The following is a 24,173-nucleotide window of genomic DNA, read 5'->3' on the forward strand; positions in this document are numbered from 1 at the left end:
CACAAAACCGGTCTACAGGATGTCCCGATTTGAATCATTATTCCGCAAATCGCTGGAGAAAACCAGCACCGAAGCTGAGCAACAGGAGCTCATGCAGCTGATTGCCCGATCGCAGCACGACGAAGAGTTGTTGCAGCTGCTGGACAAGGTGATCGCCGCATCCGGTGAGGAGAAGGCCATGCCTGAGCACCGTGCCCGGGAGGTATTGGCCATCATCCTGCAGGCCAGAACGAAGCCGCGCGCTGCCAGCAGGGCCGTGCGCATGCGCTGGTGGGCTGCCGCTGCTTCGCTGCTGTTGCTGGCAGGCGCCGCGTGGTACCTGCTGCGCCGCCCTGTTGCCCATACTACTGATACCGCGCCGGCATTGGCCATGCAGGACATACGGCCTGCATCGCAAAGTGCTATCCTCACCCTCGACGATGGCAGCCAGGTGGTGCTCGATAGTTTGCATCAGGGCAGCATCCGCAATGCTGCTGGTACGATGATCCATCTCGGTCAGCATACATTGGCTTACAGCAGTAGTAAAGACGCCGATCCGGCTTACAATACCTTGTCCACTCCCCGCGGAAAACTTTTCCATCTTATCCTACCCGATGGTACGGAAGTATGGCTTAATGCCGCCAGTTCGCTGCGTTATCCGGTCAGCTTCAATACTGCTGAGCGGGTAGTAGAGCTGAACGGCGAAGCCTATTTTGAAGTGAAACAGGCTGCTACAAGGCCTTTCCGGGTAAAGACCGTGCAGGAGAGCGAGATCAGGGTGTTAGGCACCGGGTTTAACGTTAACGCTTATACGAACGAACCGGCCGTTACCACTACTTTATTGCACGGTCGTGTGCAGGTGCTGGCGGCACAGCAACAAATATTGCTGAAACCGGGCCAGCAGGCGGCTGCGGCGGGTGCAGGCATCAAAGTACAGGCAGCTGATACCAGCCAGGTGACAGCCTGGAAAGAAGGCATGTTCCAGTTTGATAACGCCGGTATTCAACAGGTGATGAACCAACTGGAACGGTGGTACGATATCACTGTCATCTATGAGACCGGTGTTCCGGATATCCGTTTCGGCGGTAAAATGGAGCGGGACCTCGATCTGCGCAGCATATTGAGAATACTGGAAATATCTAACGTACACTATCGTCTGGAGGGAAGAAAACTAATCATCACACAATAACGGAGAAAAGATTGTCATACCAGCCATTCCTGCGCCCCGGGAGCGCAGCAGGGCGTTGTATGCCTGTAATGATCCTTTAAATTCTGAAATCACCATAATGATGTCCAAACAGTTTTACGCAACAAGACCTTCTATTCCGCCAGGCCCTATGCCCCGGCAGGTCCGCAGCCGTGCGCTGTGGCCATGTATGCTGCTATTGTCTGCTATCCTGTGTCTTCAGGTGCAGGCGCGCACCCTGGGCCAATCCATCACCCTGTCAGGTAGAAACCTCTCTTTTAAAGAGATCTTTCAGGCATTGGAAAAACAAACAGGCTATGTGGTCTTTTACAACACGGCCATGTTAAGCAGAACAACACCAGTGACTGTTACCGTGAAAAACATGAACATCACGGAATTCCTGCGCACCGTCATGGCTGATCAGCCGATAGATTTCGAGATCAGCGCTAAAACCATTACGATCAAGGAAAAGGCGAAACCCCGGACGGAGGCAGCACCGGAACAACCTGGTAATACATTCGCCAAAGACCCGCCGGTAAAAGGGAGAGTGCTGGACAACGAAGGAAATCCCCTTCCCGGCGCTACGGTGGCTGTTGCCGGGAGTACTCATGGCGTGCAGACCAACGAGAAAGGAGAATTTACCATAACAGCAGGTAAAAATGCATCGCTGCTCATCACTTATATTGGCTTTGAAAGAAGAGTGGTAGCCCTTGCCCATGAACAACAACCACTGAACATACAACTCACACCTGCTAAAAAAGATATCAATGAGGTGGTCGTGATCGGCTACGGTGCTGTCGCAAAAAAAGACCTTACCGGCGCGGTATCCATCGTTCGCCCCGCGGATATTGAAGGTATCCCTGTCACCCGTGTGGACCAGATGCTGCAGGGCCGCATTGCCGGTGCGGAAATCGTTTCTACCGACGGTGAGCCAGGCGCGGGTACCTCCGTGCGCATACGCGGTACACGCTCTATCACTGCCAGCAACGAACCGCTTTATATCGTAGATGGACTGATGGACGGGATCACCAGTCTCAATGAACTGAACCCTTCTGATATCGCTTCCATCAACGTGCTGAAGGATGCTTCTTCCACGGCGATCTACGGTTCCCGCGGCAGCAACGGCGTCATCATCATCACCACTAAATCGGGCGCCAACAGGGCTGGAAAAACAAATTTCACTTTCCGCTCCGATCTTGGTAGTTCAGTACTGCCCCGTTACCTGGACCTGATGAATGCTACGGAGTTCGCACAACTGCAGAACGACCGTTTTTATTTCAGTAATTCCACCAATCCCACCCGGCCGCTGGAAGAGTATCCCTATCCCAATCCGTTGTCCCTGGGAGAAGGCACCAACTGGACCAAAGAAATCACCCGCGTTGCACCTTATCAGAACTATACGTTGTCGGCCAATGGCGGCGACAAAGCCACGCAGTATTACTTCTCCGCCAATTACAACGATAACCAGGGGATCATCAAAAACAGTGGCCTTAAGCGTTACCAGGTACGCCTTAATCTTGACAGGACCATCAGTCGTTATGTGAAAGCAGGGGTACGTTTCAACTATTCGCAGATCGCCCGTAAACTCAATAACGCCGACGTAGGTACGAGCACGTTATGGTACCGCTCCACCATCTTCCTGTCGCCTACCATGCCGGCATATAAGCCGGACGGCAGCTTCAACGACTGGAACACGCAATGGTACAGCGGTACCCTGTTCGATTCTCCGCTGGCCAATGTGGAGCTTAAACAAAACGACGCATTGGAAAAAAGCCTGAGCTCCATGGGATATATTGAAATCACCCCGATAAAAAATATCCTGATCAGGTCCACCGTATCGTATACGGACTACAGTAAGAATGACAACCAGTTTACTCCCTCTACCATGCCGTCCCGCGCCAACGCCAATACCGGCGCGTATGCGTATAAGCGCAGCTACTTCGACAATAACATCCTGAACGAGAATACCATCACCTATAAAAACACCTGGAACCGCGTACACAACTTCGATGCGATGTACGGCTTCACTGTACAGAAGAAAAAATTCAATAACATGTCCGCCAGCGGAAACGGTTATTTTATCGATGACATCGGCACCAACGACCTGGGTGCATTGCCTTCCAAAGAAACGATCAACATCGGTTCGTCGCTGGAAAACCTGGGCCGTATGTCGCATCTGGCGCGTATTAACTACAACTATCGTAACAGGTATTATTTGACCGCTACGGGTCGTGCTGATGGCGCCTCCAACTTCTCGCAGGACCATAAGTGGGCTTATTTCCCTTCTGCTGCCGTGAAATGGAACATCGCCAACGAACCGTTTATGCGCCGTTTCCGGGATATCAGTGAGCTATCTGTCCGCCTCAGTGCTGGTACTTCCGGTAACGACGCTATCTCCCGGTACCAGTCGCTTTCCCGTCTTAATTCCACTTCTTCCGGTTACCTGTTCGGTGGCACACAACCGGTGGCTTACTATCCGGCGCGTATCGAAAACGAGGGGCTCACCTGGGAAAAGACCACGTCTTACAATGCCGGATTGGATTTATCCTTTCTTAACAAAAGGGTGGACATCTCCCTGGAAGTATATAAAAGCAATACGTCAGATTTGTTGCTGACCGTACAACTGCCTACCCACACTGGTTTTGGATCGAGGTTGGCCAATATCGGAAAGACTTCCAACAAAGGCATCGAGTTGACTGTAAACACGGAAAACATCCGCCGGAAAAATTTCTCCTGGTCTACCACTTTTACCATCGCGCGTAACAAGCAGCTGGTAGAAGATATCGGCGGACTGGACAGGGTATCCGTATATGATAACCCCTACGGTGCGCAATACATGATGTATGGTTATGTGAAAGGACAGCCGTTGAATGCCTTGTGGGGCATGGAATACGCCGGTGTCTGGAAAAGTCAGGCTGAAATAGACCAGGATAAAAAAGATAAAAAATATGCCTCTGCGGCTGTCAACTTCTATTCACCTGGCCGTCAACGTTACATCGATCAGAACCACGATGGTATCCTCGATAACAACGATATGAAGTATCTCGGAAACGCTGATCCTGACTTCTATGGTGGCATTCAGAATACGGTGAGATTTAAAAAGCTGATGATCTCTTTTTATTTCAACTATAGTGTAGGAGGGCAGATTTATAATCCCACAGAACTGTTTATGGGCACCGGCACTTACCTGAGCAATCAATACCGCTATATGGTAAATGCATGGCATCCCGTGCGCAATCCCAATTCCGACTATCCAAGGGCCGATTCAAAAGATGATATTCCCAACGACCGGTTTGTACATTCCGCGACCTTCCTGCGGTTTAAGAATTTCTCTGTTGCCTATCCTTTCGACCTGAGCAAGATCACGCGTAAACGGTTACAGTCCATTTCCCTGTCGCTGGGCGGTAACAACTTGGTGCTGTGGAAACATTACAACGGCTACGATCCGGAAGTGTCTACACAGAGCGGCGGCTCTACCATGCGCCGTATGGACAACGGCGCCTATCCATCCAGCCGCACGATCACTTTCGGTGCTGAATTAAAATTTTAAAGTATTGGGTATGAAAAGAAAACTGAATTATATCATTGCCATGCTGTTGTTGGCCGGAGCTACGGGGTTCACCGGTTGTAAGAAGTTGCTGGAAGAAGAGCCCAGTAGTTTTGTCAGTCCCGGTGATTTTTTCAAAAATGAAAATCAATGTATCGCCGCGTTGAACGGTTGTTACATGCCGCTCAACAGTATCTATATCTCTGATCTGATCATTCCGCTGGAAGGATCTACTGATCTGGCTTTTCTCAATTCCTCACAACTGGATGCCAAGTTTGAAATCTCTCCGGCCAATCCCGGTATGGGCGACAATATCTGGACTGCCTGTTACAATGGCGTAATGTATTGCAACGCCGCCATTGATGGCATTGAAAGGGCTACCATTGCGGCAGATAAGAAACCGCCGTTGAAAGCCGAAGGTGTGGTGTTGCGGGCTTTGTACTATTATATCCTCACCAGTACTTTCAACGATGTACCTTATTACACCCAGAATATCAACAGTCTGACCGCCCTCAATGAAGTGATGAAGCTGGGCCGGATGAGCGCTGTAGAAACGAGGGACAAACTGATAAAGGAACTACAGGAGTATGCACCGAAACTGCCACAGGCACGTACTTCCGAAGTACCACAGAACCGTGTTTCTGCCGCCATGGCGTATATGCTTATCGGTAAGCTGGCTTTGTGGAATAAACAGTACCAGGTGTGCGTGGATGCCATGGAAGCCATCCGCAAGGTGTATGGCCAGCTGGCGCAATATCCATTACAGGACACCTGGTTCCGCAATAAAAACACGCCGGAATCCATTTTTGAAGTGCAATACATATGGTCGGCCACAGGCCTGAAAAAGACCACCAATGTGGCTGCATTCTTCACGCCCACCAAGGCCTCCGGTACCAGCACTTACGACGGTGTGAACATTCCCGAGCTGGGCACCAAAGCCAATCCTTTTAACTCCGTAACACCTACAGAATACTTCATGAAGCTGTATGACTATGCCGATCCGCGCAGGGAGATGATATTGGCCTACAGTTACAACGGGGCCTATTTCAAACGTCCGATGCAGAACAACGGCACTGGTAAAGCCTGGATGGGACCTAAGTTCTGGTGCCCTGCTATGGATAACATTGCAGATGGTAACAACCAGAAAGTATTCCGTTATGCCGATGCCTTGCTGATGTTGGCGGAAGCAGCCAACGAAACCGGTGATGCAGGCCTCGCACTGCAATGCCTCAACGAAGTAAAAGGTCGTGCTTATGATGCGCTGAAACTGCCGGCTTATCCCGGTAAAACGGAGTTCTTCGAAGAAGTGAAAAAGGAACGTGCCCGCGAACTGATGGGGGAGTACGGCCGTAAATGGGACCTCGTAAGATGGGGTGTGTTCTTTAAGGCAGTGAGTGAAACTGCCGGCACGGAGTATGAAACCATCAAAAACAACCTGCGGCCTTATCACGAATATTATCCGATACCGGACAAAGAAGTATTGCGTTCCGGTGGTATTCTTACTAATCCAGCTTATAAATAATTGTTATCATGAATCGTTTTTTAGTATCGCTGTTTTTATGCCTGTATATAGCCGGCGCACAGGCGCAGGCACCGCTCCGTGTATTGAGTTACAACATCCTGGAAGGCATGGTGACCGACACCACCAAAGGGAAAGAAGTATTTGTGCAATGGGTGAAACAATTCAACCCCGATATCGTTGCCTTGCAGGAGTGCAATAAGTTCACCCAGAAAACACTGGAGGAGCTGGCAGCCACCTGGGGACATCCTTACGCCGTGATCGTAAAAGAGAACGGATACCCTACGGGGCTGACTTCCCGGTACCCTATCACCAACATCCGTAAAGTGAACGAAAACATGACCCATGGCTTTATCATGGCCAATGTACTGGATTACAATATTGTGGTACTGCATCTTAATCCGCATAAGTTCCGCAAGCGTCGGGAAGAGATCTCCAATATCCTGGCTAATGTAGCACAAACGAAAGATAAGCATGGCTGGATACTCATGGGGGATTTTAACTCCAATACCGCACAGGATATGGCCCGGCTGGACACCAACCGCATCAAGTTGGCACACCTCAATGCGGTAAAGAAAAATCCCAATATCGAAAACCTGGATAATGGCAGCATCGATTTTGAAGTGCAACAGCGTATGCTGGATGCCGGTTTTGTAGATGCGCTTTTCGAGCATGACCGGCTGGAACGGGCTACTGGTGGAAAAGATATCATCCGCAGTACATCCCGGATCGATTACATCTACCTCAGCAAAGACCTGGCGAAGAAATTAAAGACCTGTCACTTTATCTATGATGATTTCACTGCGAAGTACTCCGACCATCGGCCGGTTTACATGGAGCTGAAAAAATAAACGCTGTCATGAAGAGATATTTATTCAACTGTTATACACTCATTGCGGCAGCTATTTTGCTGATGGTTGCGGCATGCCGTAAAAGCGAAGACTATCGTTTCAGCACACCGCTGGCGATTGACTCCCGCATTATCCGGCTGGGCGCTGCTGCCGATACTACCCGTTTCATTGTGTATGCTGATGGCGACTGGAAACTGGAACTGACAGAAGAGGCGCCGTGGCTGCAACTGCAAACCACCAGCGGGCATGGAAAAAGCGATGCGCTGGTGGAAGTAACGGACAACAGCGGTCAGCTGCCCCGTGCCGCTAAGCTGGTGGTAAAAGGTGGTGGTAAATCAGACACCATCGTGCTGCAACAGAAGGGGCTTACCCCGGCACTGGCCATCACCGATGAAACAGCGCAGGCCATCGCCAACGGCGGTACCTATAAATCCGGCATCAATACCAACGTGCCATTGGAGCTGATGACCGTTGGCTACGGTTACGACTCTACGGGAGCTGTCAACTGGGTGTCCGGTCTCCAGGTAAAAGACGGTTACCTGTTCTTCAAGGTAGATACCAATCAGCTGCCTGTCGCGCGGACGGTGATGCTTCGCCTCAGTTATCTCGATGCATTAGGCACTACCACCAAAGACAGTATGTTGATCAAACAGCAGCCGGGTATGAGCTATGAAGGGGCTGTGCAGAAAGACTTTGCCTATGTAAAACAGGCGTTGGCCAATGGTGTTGTCAACGAAAATATTTTTGTGGAAGGTGTTGTGATCAGCGATAAAGGGCATCCGAATATCGCGCAGAACCTTAATAAATCTACCGACAAACACAGTCTCGATAAAACGGAAAACAGTATAGCCGTTTACGTACAAAGCCTGGATGGCAGCAGTGGTCTTTACTTCAAGACTAAAACACCTGGGGATAATATTTTCAATTTCAACGACCGGGTGAAGATATGGCTGAAAGGTGTTACGGTGCAGCAATTGCAAAATCCTTCGCGGACTATTATCTCCGGTATTGATGTGATACACATCATGAAAAAAGACGTCGGTACCGGTGTGCTGCAACCTAAAGAGAAATATATCTCTGCTTTAACAGACAATGATCTCTACACTTATGTGAAGCTGAAAGAGGTGGAAATCTCCGTTCCAAGCGGTGCTTTCACAAATATCAACGAAGGGTATACCGCACGGATGGACTGTTATCCGACCAATATCCGTGATATACAGGGCAGCAGTATGCACCTGCTCACCAACCTGGATGTGCAGTACCGCCGCGATGGTAAACGGGTGCCACAAGGCTCCGGTTCCATTACCGGTATAGTGGTACATGAAGAGTATGACCGCTACGGTAGCGATATCGGCCGGTATTCTATCCGTCACCTGAAACGCGAAGACATTGCGCTCAATGAAGACCGCAGTAATGGCTTCTCTAATGTACTTGTGGAATGGAGCCGGTTTAAAACAGAATTTTCCGCTACGCCTACAGAGTCGCAGAATCCGTTGACCCCGGATGTGGGCAGTGGCCGTATGTATCAGAGCGGCAAAAAGTATCTCGATTTCACGGCTAACGGTATTACCCCTACGACGGACTATAACGGGCTGCTTCAGGAGCCCACCACCAATAAAGGCGCCGTAAGCAATGGTGGCTGGGGCTGCAAAGGCTGGTGGAATTCCACTACCAATACCGGCGAATCCTGGATCATCGAGGTGTCTACGGCTGGTATCAGTTCCCCGGTGTCATTACAGGTAGAAGGTAATAGCGATATCGGTGGTCCGCGTAATTTTGTAGCCGAGTGGTCGGTGAACAATACCGCATGGAACAGTCTTGGTAGCTTCACCTTCCAGGACGTGGCCAACTGGTCCAATACGTTATTAACACAGGTAGCGGGGCAGAAGGTGCTGAATTTCCAACTGCCGCAAGCTGCATCCGGACAAGATAAGTTGTATGTCCGGTTGCGGGTGGCTAACAAAACCGCCGGTACTACCAATGCTGCGACTGGAGGGACGATAGCGGCTACGGCTACGTGCAGGTTGTCGCATGTGTCGGTGAAGTATAATAAGTAGGATTTTGCGTCATACATGATAAAAGGAGAATACCTAAAAAGTATTCTCCTTTTATTATTTACTTTATAACTTTAGCTCACTTCGATTGTAACCTATATAATAACAGAAAGGTATGTCTAAAAAGAAACTGGACACATTCAAAAACCACCTTGGGTACGACGGAAAAAAGATCAATGAGGAAAAAGCATGGGCTATTTTAGAAGAAATAGGTGTCAATGTAGTAAGTGATACCGGAGAAACACCACTGATTATTGCCGCTTACTTAGGACGGGTGGAGACCTTAAAGCGAATTATCAATGAGGTGGAAGATGTGGATTTTAAAATGCCCGGTAAAATAATGGAGTCAGCACTTTTGGAAGCTTGTGCACAGCGTCGCCTGGAAAGCATCAGGTTATTGATCGAAGCAGGCGCCGAACTGGAACAACAGGACAAATACGGACTAACCCCGCTTGCAAAGATTTTTACCAATGTTTTTTCTGACCCGATTCCGTGCGCTGTTTATTTAGTTGGCCAGGGCGCAAAAATCACTGATCGGGTAATTAAGGTAGGCTCGTCCTGGAATGCGGAAAAGTTTAATGCTTTTCTGGGAGGACAGGACATTGTGCCGGCAGCGGTGGAAGTGTCTGTGGAGAAGAAAACGTTGCCGTCGCTGGATATTGCGTATATACATCACAGCGTTAACAAAGGGAACTATTTTGAAACGGCGAAGCTAATCTGGCAAAAGCTGGTACCGAAATCCGGGCAGGCAGAAACAGTCCAGGGGGAGTTGTTAAGAGCTGTTGAAAAGTTAAGGGATGAGGCGCAAAGGAATGGTAATGGTAATTTCCATGAGAATTGTCACGGTATATTGGTGGCGTATTTAAGAAAATATCTGACTGAGGAAAGCGGCTTTGAAAGAGAGATTATCGCAGGAATAGATGAAGACCTGGATAAATTATCATCAAAAGGTCGACCCTACACCGATGATGACCTTTACGACCGTATTACCAATAGGATTGTTGATTGGTGCGCACAACAAACAGCACTCATATCACATGTGAAGAACATGGCGTTGTATTGTTGAGATTGCTGAGTGTGTCCGGGTAAGAAAATCTTTGCAATATGCCTGATGCCCGCCACCTTCTTAACCATCCTCCGAACTTTTCTTACCTTCGCACCATGAACGAAGAACAACTGATCTCCTGGGTGAGAAAATGTATACAGCCTATTGGCCCTATCAGCACGCGGCCAATTATGCAGGGACAGGCTATTTATCTGGAAGGTGTTCTCTTCGCTTATGTGGCGGGAGAGCAGCTTTGGTTCCGGACAGATGATGAAAGCGACCTGGTATGGGATGCTGCTGGCAGCGAATGGTTGCGGGGCGCGAAGAAAGATGGAACGCCTACGTATGAACCTTACCGCAGTGCGCCGGAATCGGCCTATACCGATGAGAAGGAAATGCGTAAATGGGCCAAGCAGGGGATGGCTGCCGGAAGACGCGGCAAAACAAAGCTGTAGTGCTAAAGCGGCACGTTGTAGCTCACCTTCACTTTGTCCATCACTACGTGCGTATAGAAATGTTTCAGGTTTTGATTATCCATGAGATGTTTTTTGGAGAAAGCCTCAAAATGCGCCATATCCCGGGTATGCACGATGAGCACAAAATCATATGTACCGGTAACATAATAACACTGCGCCACCTCGGCGCAGTTTTTCATGGCGGCCTTGAATTTGTCTATTGACTTAGAGCTGCCTTCATGTAATACCACGTCCACTACACAAGTAATACCTACGCCTGCCGCCAGGGGAGAAACGATGGCCACATCGGCTTCGATGACTTTTTCATTACGGAGCTTTGTCAGCCGCCGTTGTACGGCGCTCTGGCTCAGGTTCACCTCTTCGGCAAGCTGCTCCGTGGTGAGCCGGTTGTTTTGCTGTAACAGGCGGAGCAGGGCTTTATCGTAATCATCCAGTTGAAACATAATTTACCCGTTTATAATAGGAAAATAGGTAAAATATGCCGGTTATGGATAGATAATGCGGAAATTAGTCACGAATGCGCAGGTATTTTTGCATAGAGAAAAACAATAATGCCATGACGTCTGTTTTATCTATTCAAACCCCGGTCGATACTATGTTTTCACAAGAAGAAATACATCGGTTCAGAGAGGAGACTACCGGTACCAGGCATGTAGTGCACCTGAACAACGCAGGGGCTGGCCTGATGCCCGATGTGGTGACACAGGTGCAGCTGGACCATCTCACGCTGGAATCCCGCATCGGCGGCTATGAAGCCGCGGCTTTACAAGCGGAAGCTATCAAGGCTTTTTATCAGCAATGTGCGCTGTTGCTGAACTGCAAACCCTCCAATATTGCGTTTACGGCCAGCGCCACGGATGCCTATACCAGGGCCTTGTCGGCTATTCCTTTTGAAAAAGACGATGTGATACTGACAGACCGCGATGATTTCGTGTCTAATCAGATCCAGTTCCTTTCCTTGCAGAAAAGAATAGGCGTCAGGATTGTTCATATTAACAATGCGGCTATCGGTGGGGTGGACCTGGACGATCTGCAGGAAAAGCTGCACCGCCTCCAGCCCCGGCTGCTGGCGATTACACATATCCCCACCAATTCCGGACTGGTGCAGCCTGTGGAAGATATCGCCGCTATTTACGACAGTTATTCAAAAACACATCCCGGTAAAACCTGGTACATACTGGATGCCTGCCAGAGCGCCGGACAAATGAAGCTGGATGTAAAAACATTGCAATGCGATTTTCTGAGCATGACCTGCCGTAAGTTCCTGAGAGGGCCCCGTGGCACCGGCGCGCTCTATATTAGTGACAGGGCTTTGCAGGCTGGCCTGGAGCCGATGTTCATCGATATGCGGGGCGCTGAATGGACGGAGAAAGATACTTACCAACAACAGCCCGATGCCAAACGGTTTGAGGACTGGGAGTTTGCTTACTCCACGGTGATAGGTACCAAAGCGGCGATTGAATATTGCTTACATATCGGAGAAGAACGTATCTGGCAGCAGGTGCGGTTCATGGCTGCATTGACAAGGGAAAAGTTAGCTGCGCTCGACAAGGTAAGGGTATTGGACCGTGGACCGGAAAGAGGCGGACTGGTGACCTTTCATGTGGCAGGCAATGATCCCGTGCATATCGTGAAGGAGCTGTTACAAAGAAAGATCAATGTAGTGCCCAGCTACCGCGCCTTTGGGGTGCTGGACTTTGATGAGAAAGGTGTGAAATGGGCGGTGAGGGCTTCGCCGCATTACTATAATACCGTAGATGAGATAGACTTTTTCATTGAGTCATTAAAGGAAATCATATAAACGATAGGAGGTGTCTCAGAAAAAGGGACACCTCTTTTTTTATTAAGCGTATGTTTTACCCTCACAGCGAAAAAAGTATGCGTCTTTGTTAAAATCAAATGAACAACCTATACTATTTTTCTCCATATTTGCTATAAGATTCAACCGAAATTTAAAGACCTTGAGCGAACAGGAAGCAGAAAACCGTGACTCCCGAAAAGTGCTGTAAAATCAAAACAGAACTGTATTTCCACTAACTGAAACTAAAGCTGATCCTTGTACTGACGAGCGTTATGAAATCCTGAAGACGACCACGTTTCCACTGATTTTTTTGCCGACAAATGATGACTGACTAAAGATGTTTTTACTGCTATTTTAATGCAAACGATTGCATTTCAAATGGTTAACTACTGCCAATCTGATCAGGAAGATAGCAGTGGTAATGCTTTTCCTGGCAATTTTAATGCAAACGATTGCAGAATAAAACAACTATTTATCAACCATAAAACCAGTACGCATGTACGAAAATTTACCAGTACCATAATAAAAACAATACAACACTGATATCAACCAAAGCAGTTTAATTACCAGCAGGAGCTATTACAGTGCCCTGCCTGAGAGACCTATGCCCATGGCCCACGGTCTGCCTAAATAAATTTCACATGAAAAACAGAATCCTCTTTCTCCTATGTTGCATAGGGGTGTCATTGCTGGTACTCCTGCCGGGAAAAACACCTGCACAACAGACGGGCGCCGTCACGGAAAAAAAAGCGGACCTTAAAAAGGAAGTCCGCGGACAAGTGACGGATACTTCCGGTTCACCCATGCCCGGTGTCACCGTACTGGTGAAAAACAGTCCCAATATCGGTACCACTACCGACATGAACGGCCGATACACCCTCGTAGTGCCGGACAACACTACCGTGATCGTATATACGATGGTAGGCTATACACCACAGGAAATACCGCTCAATACCCGCGGTATCATCAACGTAAAACTAAAAGCCTCTTCCAGTCAGCTGAATGAAACGGTCATCGTGGCCTATGGTAAACAGAAAAAAGCTTCGGTCATCGGCTCTATCACCACCATCAATCCGGGTGAACTGAAAGTACCTTCCAGCAATCTTACCACGGCACTGGCGGGGCGCCTCGCCGGCGTAATCGCCTACCAGCGCAGCGGCGAGCCAGGCATGGACAACGCGGAATTCTTTATCCGCGGCGCCACTACCTTCGGCTACAAAAAGAGCCCGCTCATCCTCATCGATGGTATCGAATATGATGTAACGGAACTGGCCCGCCTCAACACAGATGACATCGCCAGCTTCTCTATCATGAAAGACGCTACGGCCAACGCCCTCTATGGCGCCCGCGGCGCCAACGGCGTAATTCTCGTCACTACAAAAGAAGGCAAGGAAGGCAAAGCTAAATTCAACCTCCGCCTGGAAAACTCCATCTCTGCCCCCACCCGCGACGTGGAACTGGCAGACCCGATCACCTATATGGAGCTGAACAACGAAGCAGTGCTCACCCGTAACCCACTGGCACCGGTCACCTACCCGCAAAGCAAAATAGACAACACCAAAGCAGGCACCAATAAAGACGTATTCCCTACCACCAACTGGAAAGAGATGCTCTTTAAAAAACAAACGGTGAATAAACGCGCTAACTTCAACCTCGGCGGCGGCGGACAAATAGCAACCTATTTCGTGTCCGGCGGCTATACGAAAGATAACGGCATCCTCAACGTGGACGGCCGCAACAACTTCAACAATAACATCGATCTCACTACCTATACGCTGCGTTCCAACGTCAATATCCGGGTTACCAAATCCACCAGTGCGATGGTACGCCTGCACGGCACCTTCGATGAATATAAAGGCCCGATAGACGGCGGCGAAAAACTCTATCAGAAAATGATCTGGTCCAACCAGGTGCTTTTCCCGGCGTATTACCCTGCGGACGATGCCCACCAGTTCGTTTCCCACCCGCTCTTCGGCAACTTCAACAACGGTGAATACCTGAACCCCTACGCTGACATGGTGAAGGGATACAAACAGTACTCCCGCTCCCTCATGCTGGCGCAGTTTGAAATAAAACAGGACCTGTCTTCTTTCATCACGAAAGGATTGTCTGTCCGCGCTATGATGAACACCAACCGGCAGGCTTACTTCGATGTGTCCCGCCAGTATAATCCCTTCTGGTATGCTGCCAACAACTACGATAAGCTCAACAACACTTACGTATTGCGGGACATCAACCCTGACCAGGGTACAGACTACCTGAACTATGTACCGGGCAAAAGGACCGTGGCTTCTACCTTCTACCTGGAATCTGCAGTTGACTATAACAGGACTTTCGATAAACACGGTCTGGCTGGCATGCTCATCTTCATTGCACGCAACAACCTCCAGACGATCGATGATATTTCCAATCCTTCTGTGAACCTGTTGCAGAAATCGCTGCCCTCCCGTAACCTGGGACTGTCCGGCCGCGCCACCTATTCCTACGATAACCGTTTCTTCGGTGAATTTAACTTCGGCTACAACGGCTCCGAACGTTTCTATAAAACAGAACGCTACGGCTTCTTCCCCTCCGCAGGGGCGGCCTGGTTCGTGTCTAACGAAAAATTCTTTAAGCCGTTGGAAAGGGTGGTCAATAAGCTGAAGATCAGAGCGAACTACGGCCTCGTGGGTAATGATGCCATCGGTAACGAAGATGACCGCTTTTTCTACCTCTCCAACGTGAACATGAACGATAGCAAGAAAGGCGCTACTTTTGGCGTAAATGGCGGCTATTCCCGTTCAGGAATCTCCATCGGCCGCTATGATAACCAGGCCATCACCTGGGAAACGGCCAGGAACTCCACCTTCGGACTGGAGATCAGCCTTTTCAATAAACTGGACATCATCGCGGAATATTTTACGGAACAACGTTACAATATCCTGATGGACCGTGCTTCCACGCCCAAGACCATGGGCTTGCAGGCTACGCCCAAAGCCAATGTGGGCAAAGCACAATCCAATGCTTTCGACTTCACGGCGGATTTCAATACCAACATCGGCAAAGAGTTTTTCCTGACCATGCGTGGTAACTTCACCTTCGCACGCAATAAATTCCAGGCCTACGAAGAGCCCCGCTATGATGAATGGTACCGTTACCATGTGGGCTACCCGATTTCCCAACGCTGGGGATACATCGCGGAGCGCCTCTTTATCGATGATGAAGAAGTAAGAAGCTCTCCCCAACAGGCTTTCGGCAACTTCAAAACCATGGGCGGCGATATCAAATTCCGTGATGTGAACGGCGACGGCCAGATCACTCCCAGCGATATGGTGCCCATCGGTTATCCTACTACACCGGAAATTATCTATGGCTTCGGCTTCAGCGCCAAATACAAAGGCGTGGATTTCTCCGCTTTCTTCCAGGGTTCTGCCCGTTCTTCCTTCTGGATCGATGTAAACGCAACTTCGCCTTTTATCGATGTAGATGACAACGGTGCGGTGACTTCTGAAACACAGCTGCTGAAAGCATATGCAGACAGCCACTGGTCTGAGGAGAACCGCAACCTGTACGCTCTCTGGCCCCGCCTCAGCCCTGTGCTCAACACCAACAGCACCCAGAGCAGTACCTGGTTCATGCGCAACGGCGCCTTCCTCCGCCTCAAACAGGTGGAACTGGGCTACACCGTGCCACAGCGTCTTATACAGCGTATACACATGTCTAATCTGCGTATATACGCCAACGCTACCAACCTGATCACTTTCTCCAAATTCAAACTGTGGGATATCGAAATGGGGGGTAAAGGCCTCGGTTACCCGATTCAGCGTGTGGTCAATTTCGGGTTGATGGTCGGCTTCTGATAACTTATAAAAATTCAATCATGAGATATAAAATATTGATCGCACTGGTATGGATAGGCGCTTTCTGCTCTTGCAGCAAGTACCTCGATGTGGTACCGGATAACGTGCCTACGATCGACAATGCTTTCACCCTGCGCTCTTCCGCAGAGAAATACCTGTTCACCTGTTTCTCCTACATGCCTAAAAACGGGCATTTCAACGATAATGTGGCTTTCAACGGCGCCGATGAAGTATGGTACGATGATCCCATCCGTGATGTGGACCCTACCAATTTCAATATTGCCAAAGGGCTGCAAAGTATGACCAGTCCGCTGGCCAACTACTGGAGCGGATCGGCCCGTGGTACCTCCCTGTTTATTGGCATCCGCGACTGTAACACGTTCCTGGCCAACATTGACAAAGTGAGGGAGCTGCGCCAGTACGAGCGCGAAAGATGGATTGCGGAAGTGAAATTCCTGAAAGCATATTATCATTTCTTCCTGCTCCGTTGCTATGGCCCAATTCCATTGATCAAAGAAAACCTGCCCGTTTCTGCCGGTTCAGAGGAAGTACAGGTATACCGTCAACCGGTAGATACCTGTATCAACTACATCGTGCAGCTGTTGGATGAAGCAGCCGGCAACGAGTTCCTGCCAGCTAAACTGGAAGGTACAGAGAACACCGAGCTGGGAAGGATCACCAAATGCATCGTGCTGGCGCTGAAAGCCAAAGTACTGATGACTGCCGCCAGCCCGTTCTTCAACGGTAACCCCGACTACAGCCGGATGATAGATAACCGGGGCGTACAGCTGTTCTCTCCCAACTATAACGCGGAAAAATGGAACCGTGCGGCACAAGCCTGTAAGGAAGCCATTGAGCTCTGTCACGCAAATGGATACACGCTGTATCATTTCCCGGGCAACTTCGGCTACAAGATCAACGACACTTTACAGACGCAGCTGGATATTCGTGCAGCCATGACCGATAAACAGAATAATACAGAAGTAATATGGCCCAATACCAACAGCACCGCAGGAGATATTCAACGCTGGTCCATGCCGCTGATCGCCAACGGCGCCAGCACCTCCGGACCTAAAGGCATCATCGCGCCCACGCTGAAGATGATCGAAATGTTCTATTCCAAAAATGGTGTGCCTATCACGGAAGACAAGAATTGGGATTACAGCAAACGTTACACGTTACGTACCGCTGCAGCTCCTGATAAATTCTACATCAAAACCGGTGAGCAAACCGTGGAACTGCATTACGACCGTGAGCCGAGGTTCTATGCCGATGTGGCTTTTGACCGTGCGGTATGGTTCGGTAACTGGATATTGAACTACAACAAAGACAGCGCCCTGTATTTCGTGAAAGCCCGCGCCACGGAAATCGCTTCCAGAAGAGGTATCAGCAACTACTCCGTGACTGGTTACTGGGTGAAGAAAACAGTGAACATAGAAAGCAGCGCCGCCACCGATGGTAATATTGCCAACGGGCTGGTAGCCTATCCATGGCCGGAAATGCGGCTGGCAGACCTGTACCTGCTGTATTCCGAAGCACTGAATGAAGTGAATGGCCCCGGCGGCGGTACCACCCAGTGGATCAACCAGGTAAGGGCACGTGCCGGGCTCAAATCTGTGGAGGAAGCATGGACCAACTTCTCCAAGAACCCTACGAAATACACCACCAAAGAAGGTATGCGGGAGATCATCCAGCAGGAGAGAGGCATCGAGCTGTGTTTTGAAGGACAACGTTTCTGGGACCTGAGAAGATGGAAAACCGCGCACGTAGCCCTCAACAACCCCATCAAGGGATGGGACATCACACAGAATGCAGCGCCTTCCTATTACAAGGAAGTGCTGTTGTTCAACCAGCGCTTTGGTATGCGTGACTACCTGTGGCCGATAGAAAACGCAGAGATGATCATCAACAAAAACCTGGTGCAGAACCCGGGCTGGTAATCTTTTTATGATGCTAAAACTTACTGAAATGAAACGTTTTCATATCCTCTTATGTATGCTGGCTGCATGTAGCGCCTGCAAACAAGATCACATAGGGCCTATCTCTGACGATAAAGCACAACCTAATCCGGTCATGAATGCGACGGCCATAGGCATGGCAGGCGCAGCGGAGATATCCTATTCCCTTCCTGATGATCAAAACCTGTCCTACGTAAGGGCGGAGTTTGAAATCAATGGGGTGAAAAAAGAAGCTAAATCTTCCTACTTCAAAAGATCGGTACGGGTGGAAGGTTTTGGCGATACTGCCGAACATACCGTTACCCTGTACACGGTCAGTCGTGCGGAAGTAGCTTCCACACCGGTGCAGATAAAGGTGAAACCTTTGCCGCCGGCCATCTGGAAAGTGTATAAGTCGCTGGATGTGGCGGAAGCTTTCGGCGGACTGCAGGTGAAGTTCAGCAATGAAGACAAGGGGAAGATCGTGATCGTTACCCTGCTCTATGATCCTGCTGCCAAAGAGTGGCGTAATGTGAACAACTTCTATTATGGGCTGGATTCCGGTAAGTTCACCGTACGTGGGCTGCAGCCGGTGAAACAGCGGTTCGGCATCTATATCAAAGACCGGTGGGACAACAAAAGTGATACCCTCCGGTTTGAACTGACACCCATATACGAAGAAGAACTGGACAAAACGAAGTTCGTAAGCGCCATGAAGAAAAAATACCCGATACCGCAAGTGGCGCCGTTACCGAAAACGCCGGGTGTGCAGATCGTGGAGCCGGGCAACCTGTCGTCCTGGCCTATTGAAAACATGTGGAACGGTATCATTGGCAACGAAGGATATCATACCACCGAAAACAAAGATGTGCCTATCTGGGTACCGATTGATCTTGGTGTAAAAGCGGTGATCAGCCGTTACAAGATCTGGCAGCGGCAGGCAGGATATATCTACAACCACGGTAATCCGCATGAATGGGAGCTCTGGGGCACCAATACCCCCACAGATGTGAACAGCTGGGTGAAGCTGGACCACCAGATCATGGAGAAGCCTTCCGGACTGCCGCTGGGGCAGAACTCCAACGAAGATATTGATGCCGCCGCCGCAGGGCAGGAATATGAGCTGCCCATTGGTTCACCGGCGGTACGGTATATCGCCTGGAAACATATCGACAGTTGGGCGGCTGTGGATGGTATTATCGGGCATCTCCATATCAGTGAGATATCTATCTGGGGACAAATCAAAAAATAATTAAAACAGTTATCATGAAACCTATCAAAAGCAGATGGCTGTTGGGGGCTATGTTAGTGCTGCTGGCAGCCTGCAGCAAAATGGACGACACCTACAAGAATTTTCTGAACGGAGGGGAGATCATTTATACCGGTAAGGTGGATTCCCTGAAAGTGTTTCCGGGCAAAAACAGGGTGTTGTTGTCCTGGTACCTGATATCGGACCCGAAGATCACCAAGTGCCGCGTGTACTGGAATCAGCGCAGCGATTCAACAGAGGTGGCAGTAAAACGTACAGGCGGTACCGATACCATTCGGTTGCTACTGGATAAGCTGTCGGAGAATATCTATACGTTCCAGGTGTATACCTATGACAATGCCGGCCATTCTTCCGTGAGGGAGGAGGTGATTGGTAATGCTTACGGTGACGCCTATGTGGCTACATTGTCTAACCGGCCGGTACGCTCCGCCAAATATGACGCTGCCAAAAAGGAGACGACCATCTGGTGGTTTGGCGTGAATAACCAGGTGCAGAGTGTAGAGGTGTTGTATACCAATACCGCCGGCGTGGAAACTAAAATTGTCCAGGTGGCAGACAGTGTGCCGGCTGGGCCCCGTGACCCGCTCGAGTTCCGGGCATCGCTGAAGTTGCCCAATTACCAGGCAGGCACATCCCTGAGATTCAGGACCGCCTATAAACCGGTAAAAATTGCCATTGACACATTTTATACTGCTTATGAAACGCAGGCTGTTCAATAACGTTTGCGGTTTTCGGGAAAATTGGGGATTTGCCCGAATCCCCGGATTCCCAGGGCTAAAGCCCTGGGCTACGTTGTTGTTCAATTTCTTTCGTTGATAGGTGCTATCGTCTATATAAAAATGTATCAAATCTCAAAACAACCTTATGTTTCTTCGTAAACGAAAGGATCTATGACTTAAAAGAACCTGAACAACAACGTAGCCCAGGGCTTTAGCCCTGGGGCTCCGAGTAGATATTAATAAACGAGGATAGCATTTTACGCCCGGATGATGTATTTTGGAAAACCATGCTGACGGAAACCAGGGGCGTCGTTCGTCGTATAGCTTTTCCCGTTAGAAACCACTGAAAAGAAAAACAATCCACAATATGAAAGCAATGATGGCAGGCCTGTTGACACTGCTGGTGATCAACACAGAAATGGCCGCAGCACAAAAGAAATCCGGGGACGCGGACCTTACGCATTTCCCGAAAGGCAGTACACCCAGGGAAATCGGCAAAAGGGTGGCCGATCGTTTTGTGGCCACGCCGCATCCCAATTTCGGGAAGCCTGCGCCTCCGAAGCAAATCACCTATCCCGAAGTTTGCGCGTGGTATGGAGCGCTAACGTTTGCACGGGAAAGTGGTGATAAAGCACTGGCCGGGAGCCTGGTGCAGCGTTTTGAGCCTTTCTTCAGCACAGAAGCCTCGTTGGTGCCTAAGGCTGACCATGTGGACCATACTGTTTTCGGTGCTGTGCCGCTGGAGCTGTATATGCAGACAAAAGACAAACGTTATCTCGATATGGGCAAAACTATTGCGGACAAACAATGGGGCACACCGGAAGGTCCGCACGTAAAACCAGAATCACAAGGTTATAAAGACCGCGGGCTTACCTGGCAAACACGCATGTGGATTGACGATATGTTCATGATCACTGCTGTACAGTCGCAGGCTTACCGTGCTACCGGTGACAAAGCGTACATCAATCGCGCTGCACAGGAGATGGTGGTTTATCTGGATTCCTTACAGCAACCCAATGGCCTTTTTTACCACGCGCCGGACGTACCGTACTTCTGGGGCCGCGGTGATGGCTGGATGGCCGCAGGCATGAGCGAACTGTTGCGTTCCCTGCCTAAAGACAATCCTGACCGCGAACGCATCATGAAAGGATACAAAACCATGATGGCTTCGTTGCTGAAATACCAGGCGCCGGACGGTATGTGGCGTCAGTTGATCGATGATCCGGAGGCGTGGCCTGAAACGTCTGCCACTGGTATGTTTACCTTCGCTATGATCACCGGTGTGAAAAACGGTTGGCTGGATGCGGCCACGTATGGCCCTGCTGCGCGCAAAGCCTGGTTGGCACTGGTGAAGTACATCGATGAAAATGCCGATGTGCGGGAAGTCTGTGAAGGCACCAATAAAAAGAATAACCGGCAATATTATCTCGACCGCGGCCGTATTACCGGTGACATGCACGGCCAGGCGCCCGTGTTATGGTGTGCCACGGCGTTGCTCAGAAAATAATATCACTTGGTTATTTTGATATTTTGTTATTGAGTGGGGCCGCTGTCAGGAAAGGTATTTGAACAGGTCACTCAATAACAAAATATCAAAATCAGTAAAGTTTCAAATGAGTTACTTCATCAGTGATCTCATCCTCATCCTCGTCCTCTTCCTGTTCCCTGTCTTTTTCTGCCTCCTCTGCTGCGGCATCCCTTCTGTCTTCTTCCTCCATTAATTCGTCGATTTCGAGATCGTCCTCTTCTTCATTCAGAATATCTTCGGAAGTGCCTGCACGGCGCGATTGCTCGTCCTGGTTACCGCGTTGAGGTACCGGTTCCTGTTGATGATTGATGACTTCATCCGGTTGGATATCATCTTCACGCAGGGGTCCTATGGGTGTTTTCTGCGTTGTCATATCGGATAGTTTGCATGGTTACACCCCAAAGGTACGCCGTATTTTCGCAATGGTTTTTTGCTATTAATTCTAACTACGTATATAACAATTTATAATTATATCTAATACGAATTTAATTATTAAATAATAATATTTGTTACTAATTTATACGGTCGAATGAATGGCCATTGTATGAGAAACCTGGCTTTTTCTTTAGCCATATAAATTGTATTCCACGGTATGATTTATATAAAAGAAAAGATATGAACACAACAGATGCTGAATTGGTTATACGGCTCCGGGACAGCGACGTGAGCGCTTTTGACAGCCTATATGGGAATTATCATCAGGCCGTATACCGCAATATTCTAAAGTTTGTAAAAGATGTTGCCGTTGCAGAAGACATCTTACAGGAAGTGTTTGCCAGATTGTGGGAAAAACGCCGCGAAATAGAGGCAGCGCAATCGGTCGGCGGCTGGTTGTTTGTGATCAGTTTTAATCTGTCTGTCAGTTGGGTACGCCGGAAACTGAAAGAGCAGGCACTACACAAAAATTTGCTGGACCTCGGACCGGAAGATCAGCTGATGATCGACCGGAAGAACATGGACGAAGAACAGTACAGCCTCCTGGAGCAAGCCATCGCGCAGTTATCTCCCAAAAAAAGGACCATTGTGACCCGCTGTAAGCTGGAAGGCAAAACCTATGATGAAGTGGCCAGCGAACTTAATATTTCCCGCAATACCGTTAAAGAACATCTTTCTGCTGCTATGGTCAAGCTGAATGACTATATGCTTCGCAATGGCGATCATAAATACATCGTCCTGTTTCTTTTTTTCTTTACCTGTCACAACGCTTCCAATTAAGTTTCTAATAAGAAATGAATTAGGATAAAATAAATATGTTTTTTCTGCGGGATTCACCCACCCACTTTTTATCAACCTGCGTATTTAAATTAAACCGTCACGATAGTGCACAACAGAAAGGAATACCTCAGACAACTGCTACATACGAAGAACTGGTCTGCCACAGAGCAGGAATGGATGCTACAGTACCTGGAAGAAAACGATCTGTCTGACCTGGAAGCGGTAGCTAAAGAATACTTTCAGGCAGAAGGTCCCGAAATAAAAGATCTGTTGGACGAACGATTATCTGCACAACTGCTGAAAAAAATACATCGCCGTGCAGGTATTTCGCAGCCGAACGTGTTCACGCTGTATGGACGGAGAATAGCAGCGGCTGCCGCTGTAATACTGCTGGCAGGTGCATCCTGGTATCTGCTGGCACGTCTGCAGGTGAAACAACTGGTCATGAACAGTGGAACACAAAATAGAACAGTCACACTGCCTGATGGCTCTCTGGTATATCTGGAAAAAAGTTCCAGTATCACTTATCCCGAGAATTTTGGAAAAAAAAACAGAACGCTGCAACTCAACGGTGAAGCCTTCTTTGAGGTGAAGCAGGATAGCAAACATCCCTTTGTAATATCCTCTGCACTCATCAATACTACTGTACTGGGCACCTCCTTCAATATGGAAGCCCGTAGCAACGGTGTAGCAAAAGTTGTAGTAGTATCCGGCAGCGTTCAGGTAAATACCCATACCGGTAAAACCAACCCGCAGCATCAACTGGTGCTCAGTGCCAACAAGAGCGCAGTGTATCACGCGGCTTCCAAAGGACTGGAACTGATAGATGCTACTGACGATGCACGCTTTTTCCGGCAGAAACAAACCGGCGTATTTACTTACAAAGGACGACCGTTGTCCGCGGTGCTCAACGACCTGCAACGCTTTTACGATGTGCCGGTCAGTACCGATAGCAAAATGGAACAGTGCCCCGTCTTTGGAGACTTTAATACCACAGATGATTTGCAGAAAACATTAACCATCATCGCCGGTTCCCTGAACGCCAGGATTAAAAAGGATGCCAACGGAAACGGATATGTAATAGTTGATGGCAATTGCCACTAATAACCGATTAAAGAAGAAAATACCGTTAACCAAAATCAATATGCAAGATGGAAAACTTGTTTTGTAGCTATTGACCTGACTTATTTTAGAGAAATAAAAGTTG

17 protein-coding genes are annotated in these 24,173 nt (G+C 49.0%); 15 read left to right on the forward strand and 2 right to left on the reverse strand.

Annotation, left to right across the window (positions count from 1 at the left end; all coding sequences use genetic code 11):
- The first annotated feature begins 19 nt into the window (after nt 1–19).
- The 7 genes from HHL17_RS30440 to HHL17_RS30470 all read left to right on the forward strand — a co-directional run bounded on the left by HHL17_RS30440 (nt 20) and on the right by HHL17_RS30470 (nt 10,636).
- The gene (locus HHL17_RS30440; RefSeq protein WP_169228587.1) at nt 20–1,168 is read left to right on the forward strand and encodes a FecR family protein; all 1,149 of its coding nucleotides are present in this window, start codon (nt 20–22) and stop codon (nt 1,166–1,168) included.
- Between the two features lie 97 nt (nt 1,169–1,265).
- Nucleotides 1,266–4,715, forward strand: coding sequence for a TonB-dependent receptor (locus tag HHL17_RS30445; protein WP_169228588.1), 3,450 nt, complete (start codon nt 1,266–1,268; stop codon nt 4,713–4,715).
- Nucleotides 4,716–4,725: 10 nt separating this feature from the next.
- A complete protein-coding gene (locus HHL17_RS30450; RefSeq protein WP_169228589.1) occupies nt 4,726–6,234 on the forward strand; it encodes a RagB/SusD family nutrient uptake outer membrane protein in 1,509 nt (502 codons plus the stop codon).
- Nucleotides 6,235–6,242: 8 nt separating this feature from the next.
- On the forward strand, nt 6,243–7,082 hold the full coding sequence (locus HHL17_RS30455) for an endonuclease/exonuclease/phosphatase family protein (RefSeq protein ID WP_169228590.1): 840 nt from the start codon (nt 6,243–6,245) through the stop codon (nt 7,080–7,082).
- Nucleotides 7,083–7,090: 8 nt separating this feature from the next.
- Nucleotides 7,091–9,139: a DUF5689 domain-containing protein gene (locus HHL17_RS30460; RefSeq protein WP_169228591.1), complete on the forward strand. Its 2,049-nt coding sequence runs from the start codon at nt 7,091–7,093 to the stop codon at nt 9,137–9,139.
- A 112-nt stretch (nt 9,140–9,251) separates the two neighbouring features.
- The gene (locus tag HHL17_RS30465; protein ID WP_169228592.1) at nt 9,252–10,202 is read left to right on the forward strand and encodes an ankyrin repeat domain-containing protein; all 951 of its coding nucleotides are present in this window, start codon (nt 9,252–9,254) and stop codon (nt 10,200–10,202) included.
- Between the two features lie 95 nt (nt 10,203–10,297).
- Complete coding sequence (locus HHL17_RS30470) at nt 10,298–10,636, forward strand: TfoX/Sxy family protein (RefSeq protein ID WP_169228593.1); 339 nt, start codon at nt 10,298–10,300, stop codon at nt 10,634–10,636.
- 2 nt (nt 10,637–10,638) lie between these two features.
- Here the strand turns inward: HHL17_RS30470 and HHL17_RS30475 are convergent, their stop codons facing one another.
- Nucleotides 10,639–11,100, reverse strand: a complete 462-nt coding sequence (locus tag HHL17_RS30475) for an Lrp/AsnC family transcriptional regulator (RefSeq protein WP_169228594.1) — start codon at nt 11,098–11,100, stop codon at nt 10,639–10,641.
- Nucleotides 11,101–11,252: 152 nt separating this feature from the next.
- On the opposite strand from HHL17_RS30475, the gene HHL17_RS30480 reads away from it, so the two are divergent.
- From HHL17_RS30480 to HHL17_RS30505, 6 genes are all read left to right on the forward strand, one after another.
- Nucleotides 11,253–12,458 carry an aminotransferase class V-fold PLP-dependent enzyme gene (locus HHL17_RS30480; RefSeq protein ID WP_206156226.1) on the forward strand — a complete coding sequence of 402 codons (1,206 nt, stop codon included), beginning with the start codon at nt 11,253–11,255 and terminating at the stop codon, nt 12,456–12,458.
- A gap of 641 nt (nt 12,459–13,099) precedes the next feature.
- Nucleotides 13,100–16,297: a SusC/RagA family TonB-linked outer membrane protein gene (locus HHL17_RS30485; protein WP_169228596.1), complete on the forward strand. Its 3,198-nt coding sequence runs from the start codon at nt 13,100–13,102 to the stop codon at nt 16,295–16,297.
- Nucleotides 16,298–16,317: 20 nt separating this feature from the next.
- Nucleotides 16,318–18,237, forward strand: a complete 1,920-nt coding sequence (locus HHL17_RS30490) for a RagB/SusD family nutrient uptake outer membrane protein (protein WP_169228597.1) — start codon at nt 16,318–16,320, stop codon at nt 18,235–18,237.
- Between the two features lie 28 nt (nt 18,238–18,265).
- A complete protein-coding gene (locus HHL17_RS30495) occupies nt 18,266–19,486 on the forward strand; it encodes a DUF5000 domain-containing lipoprotein (RefSeq protein WP_169228598.1) in 1,221 nt (406 codons plus the stop codon).
- Nucleotides 19,487–19,500: 14 nt separating this feature from the next.
- Entirely contained in the window at nt 19,501–20,223 is a 723-nt protein-coding gene (locus HHL17_RS30500) for a DUF4998 domain-containing protein (RefSeq protein ID WP_169228599.1), read from the forward strand.
- Nucleotides 20,224–20,590: 367 nt separating this feature from the next.
- On the forward strand, nt 20,591–21,730 hold the full coding sequence (locus tag HHL17_RS30505; RefSeq protein WP_317166645.1) for a glycoside hydrolase family 88/105 protein: 1,140 nt from the start codon (nt 20,591–20,593) through the stop codon (nt 21,728–21,730).
- 91 nt (nt 21,731–21,821) lie between these two features.
- Here the strand turns inward: HHL17_RS30505 and HHL17_RS30510 are convergent, their stop codons facing one another.
- Nucleotides 21,822–22,124 carry a hypothetical protein gene (locus HHL17_RS30510; protein WP_169228600.1) on the reverse strand — a complete coding sequence of 101 codons (303 nt, stop codon included), beginning with the start codon at nt 22,122–22,124 and terminating at the stop codon, nt 21,822–21,824.
- Between the two features lie 242 nt (nt 22,125–22,366).
- Here HHL17_RS30510 and HHL17_RS30515 point away from each other — a divergent pair, with 242 nt between their 5' ends.
- Nucleotides 22,367–22,966 carry an RNA polymerase sigma factor gene (locus HHL17_RS30515; protein WP_169228601.1) on the forward strand — a complete coding sequence of 200 codons (600 nt, stop codon included), beginning with the start codon at nt 22,367–22,369 and terminating at the stop codon, nt 22,964–22,966.
- A 105-nt stretch (nt 22,967–23,071) separates the two neighbouring features.
- Entirely contained in the window at nt 23,072–24,070 is a 999-nt protein-coding gene (locus HHL17_RS30520) for a FecR family protein (RefSeq protein ID WP_169228602.1), read from the forward strand.
- The last annotated feature ends 103 nt before the right edge of the window (nt 24,071–24,173 follow it).

Origin of the sequence: Chitinophaga fulva, from assembly GCF_012927205.1 — a bacterium.
GTDB classification, from domain to species: Bacteria; Bacteroidota; Bacteroidia; order Chitinophagales; family Chitinophagaceae; genus Chitinophaga; species Chitinophaga fulva.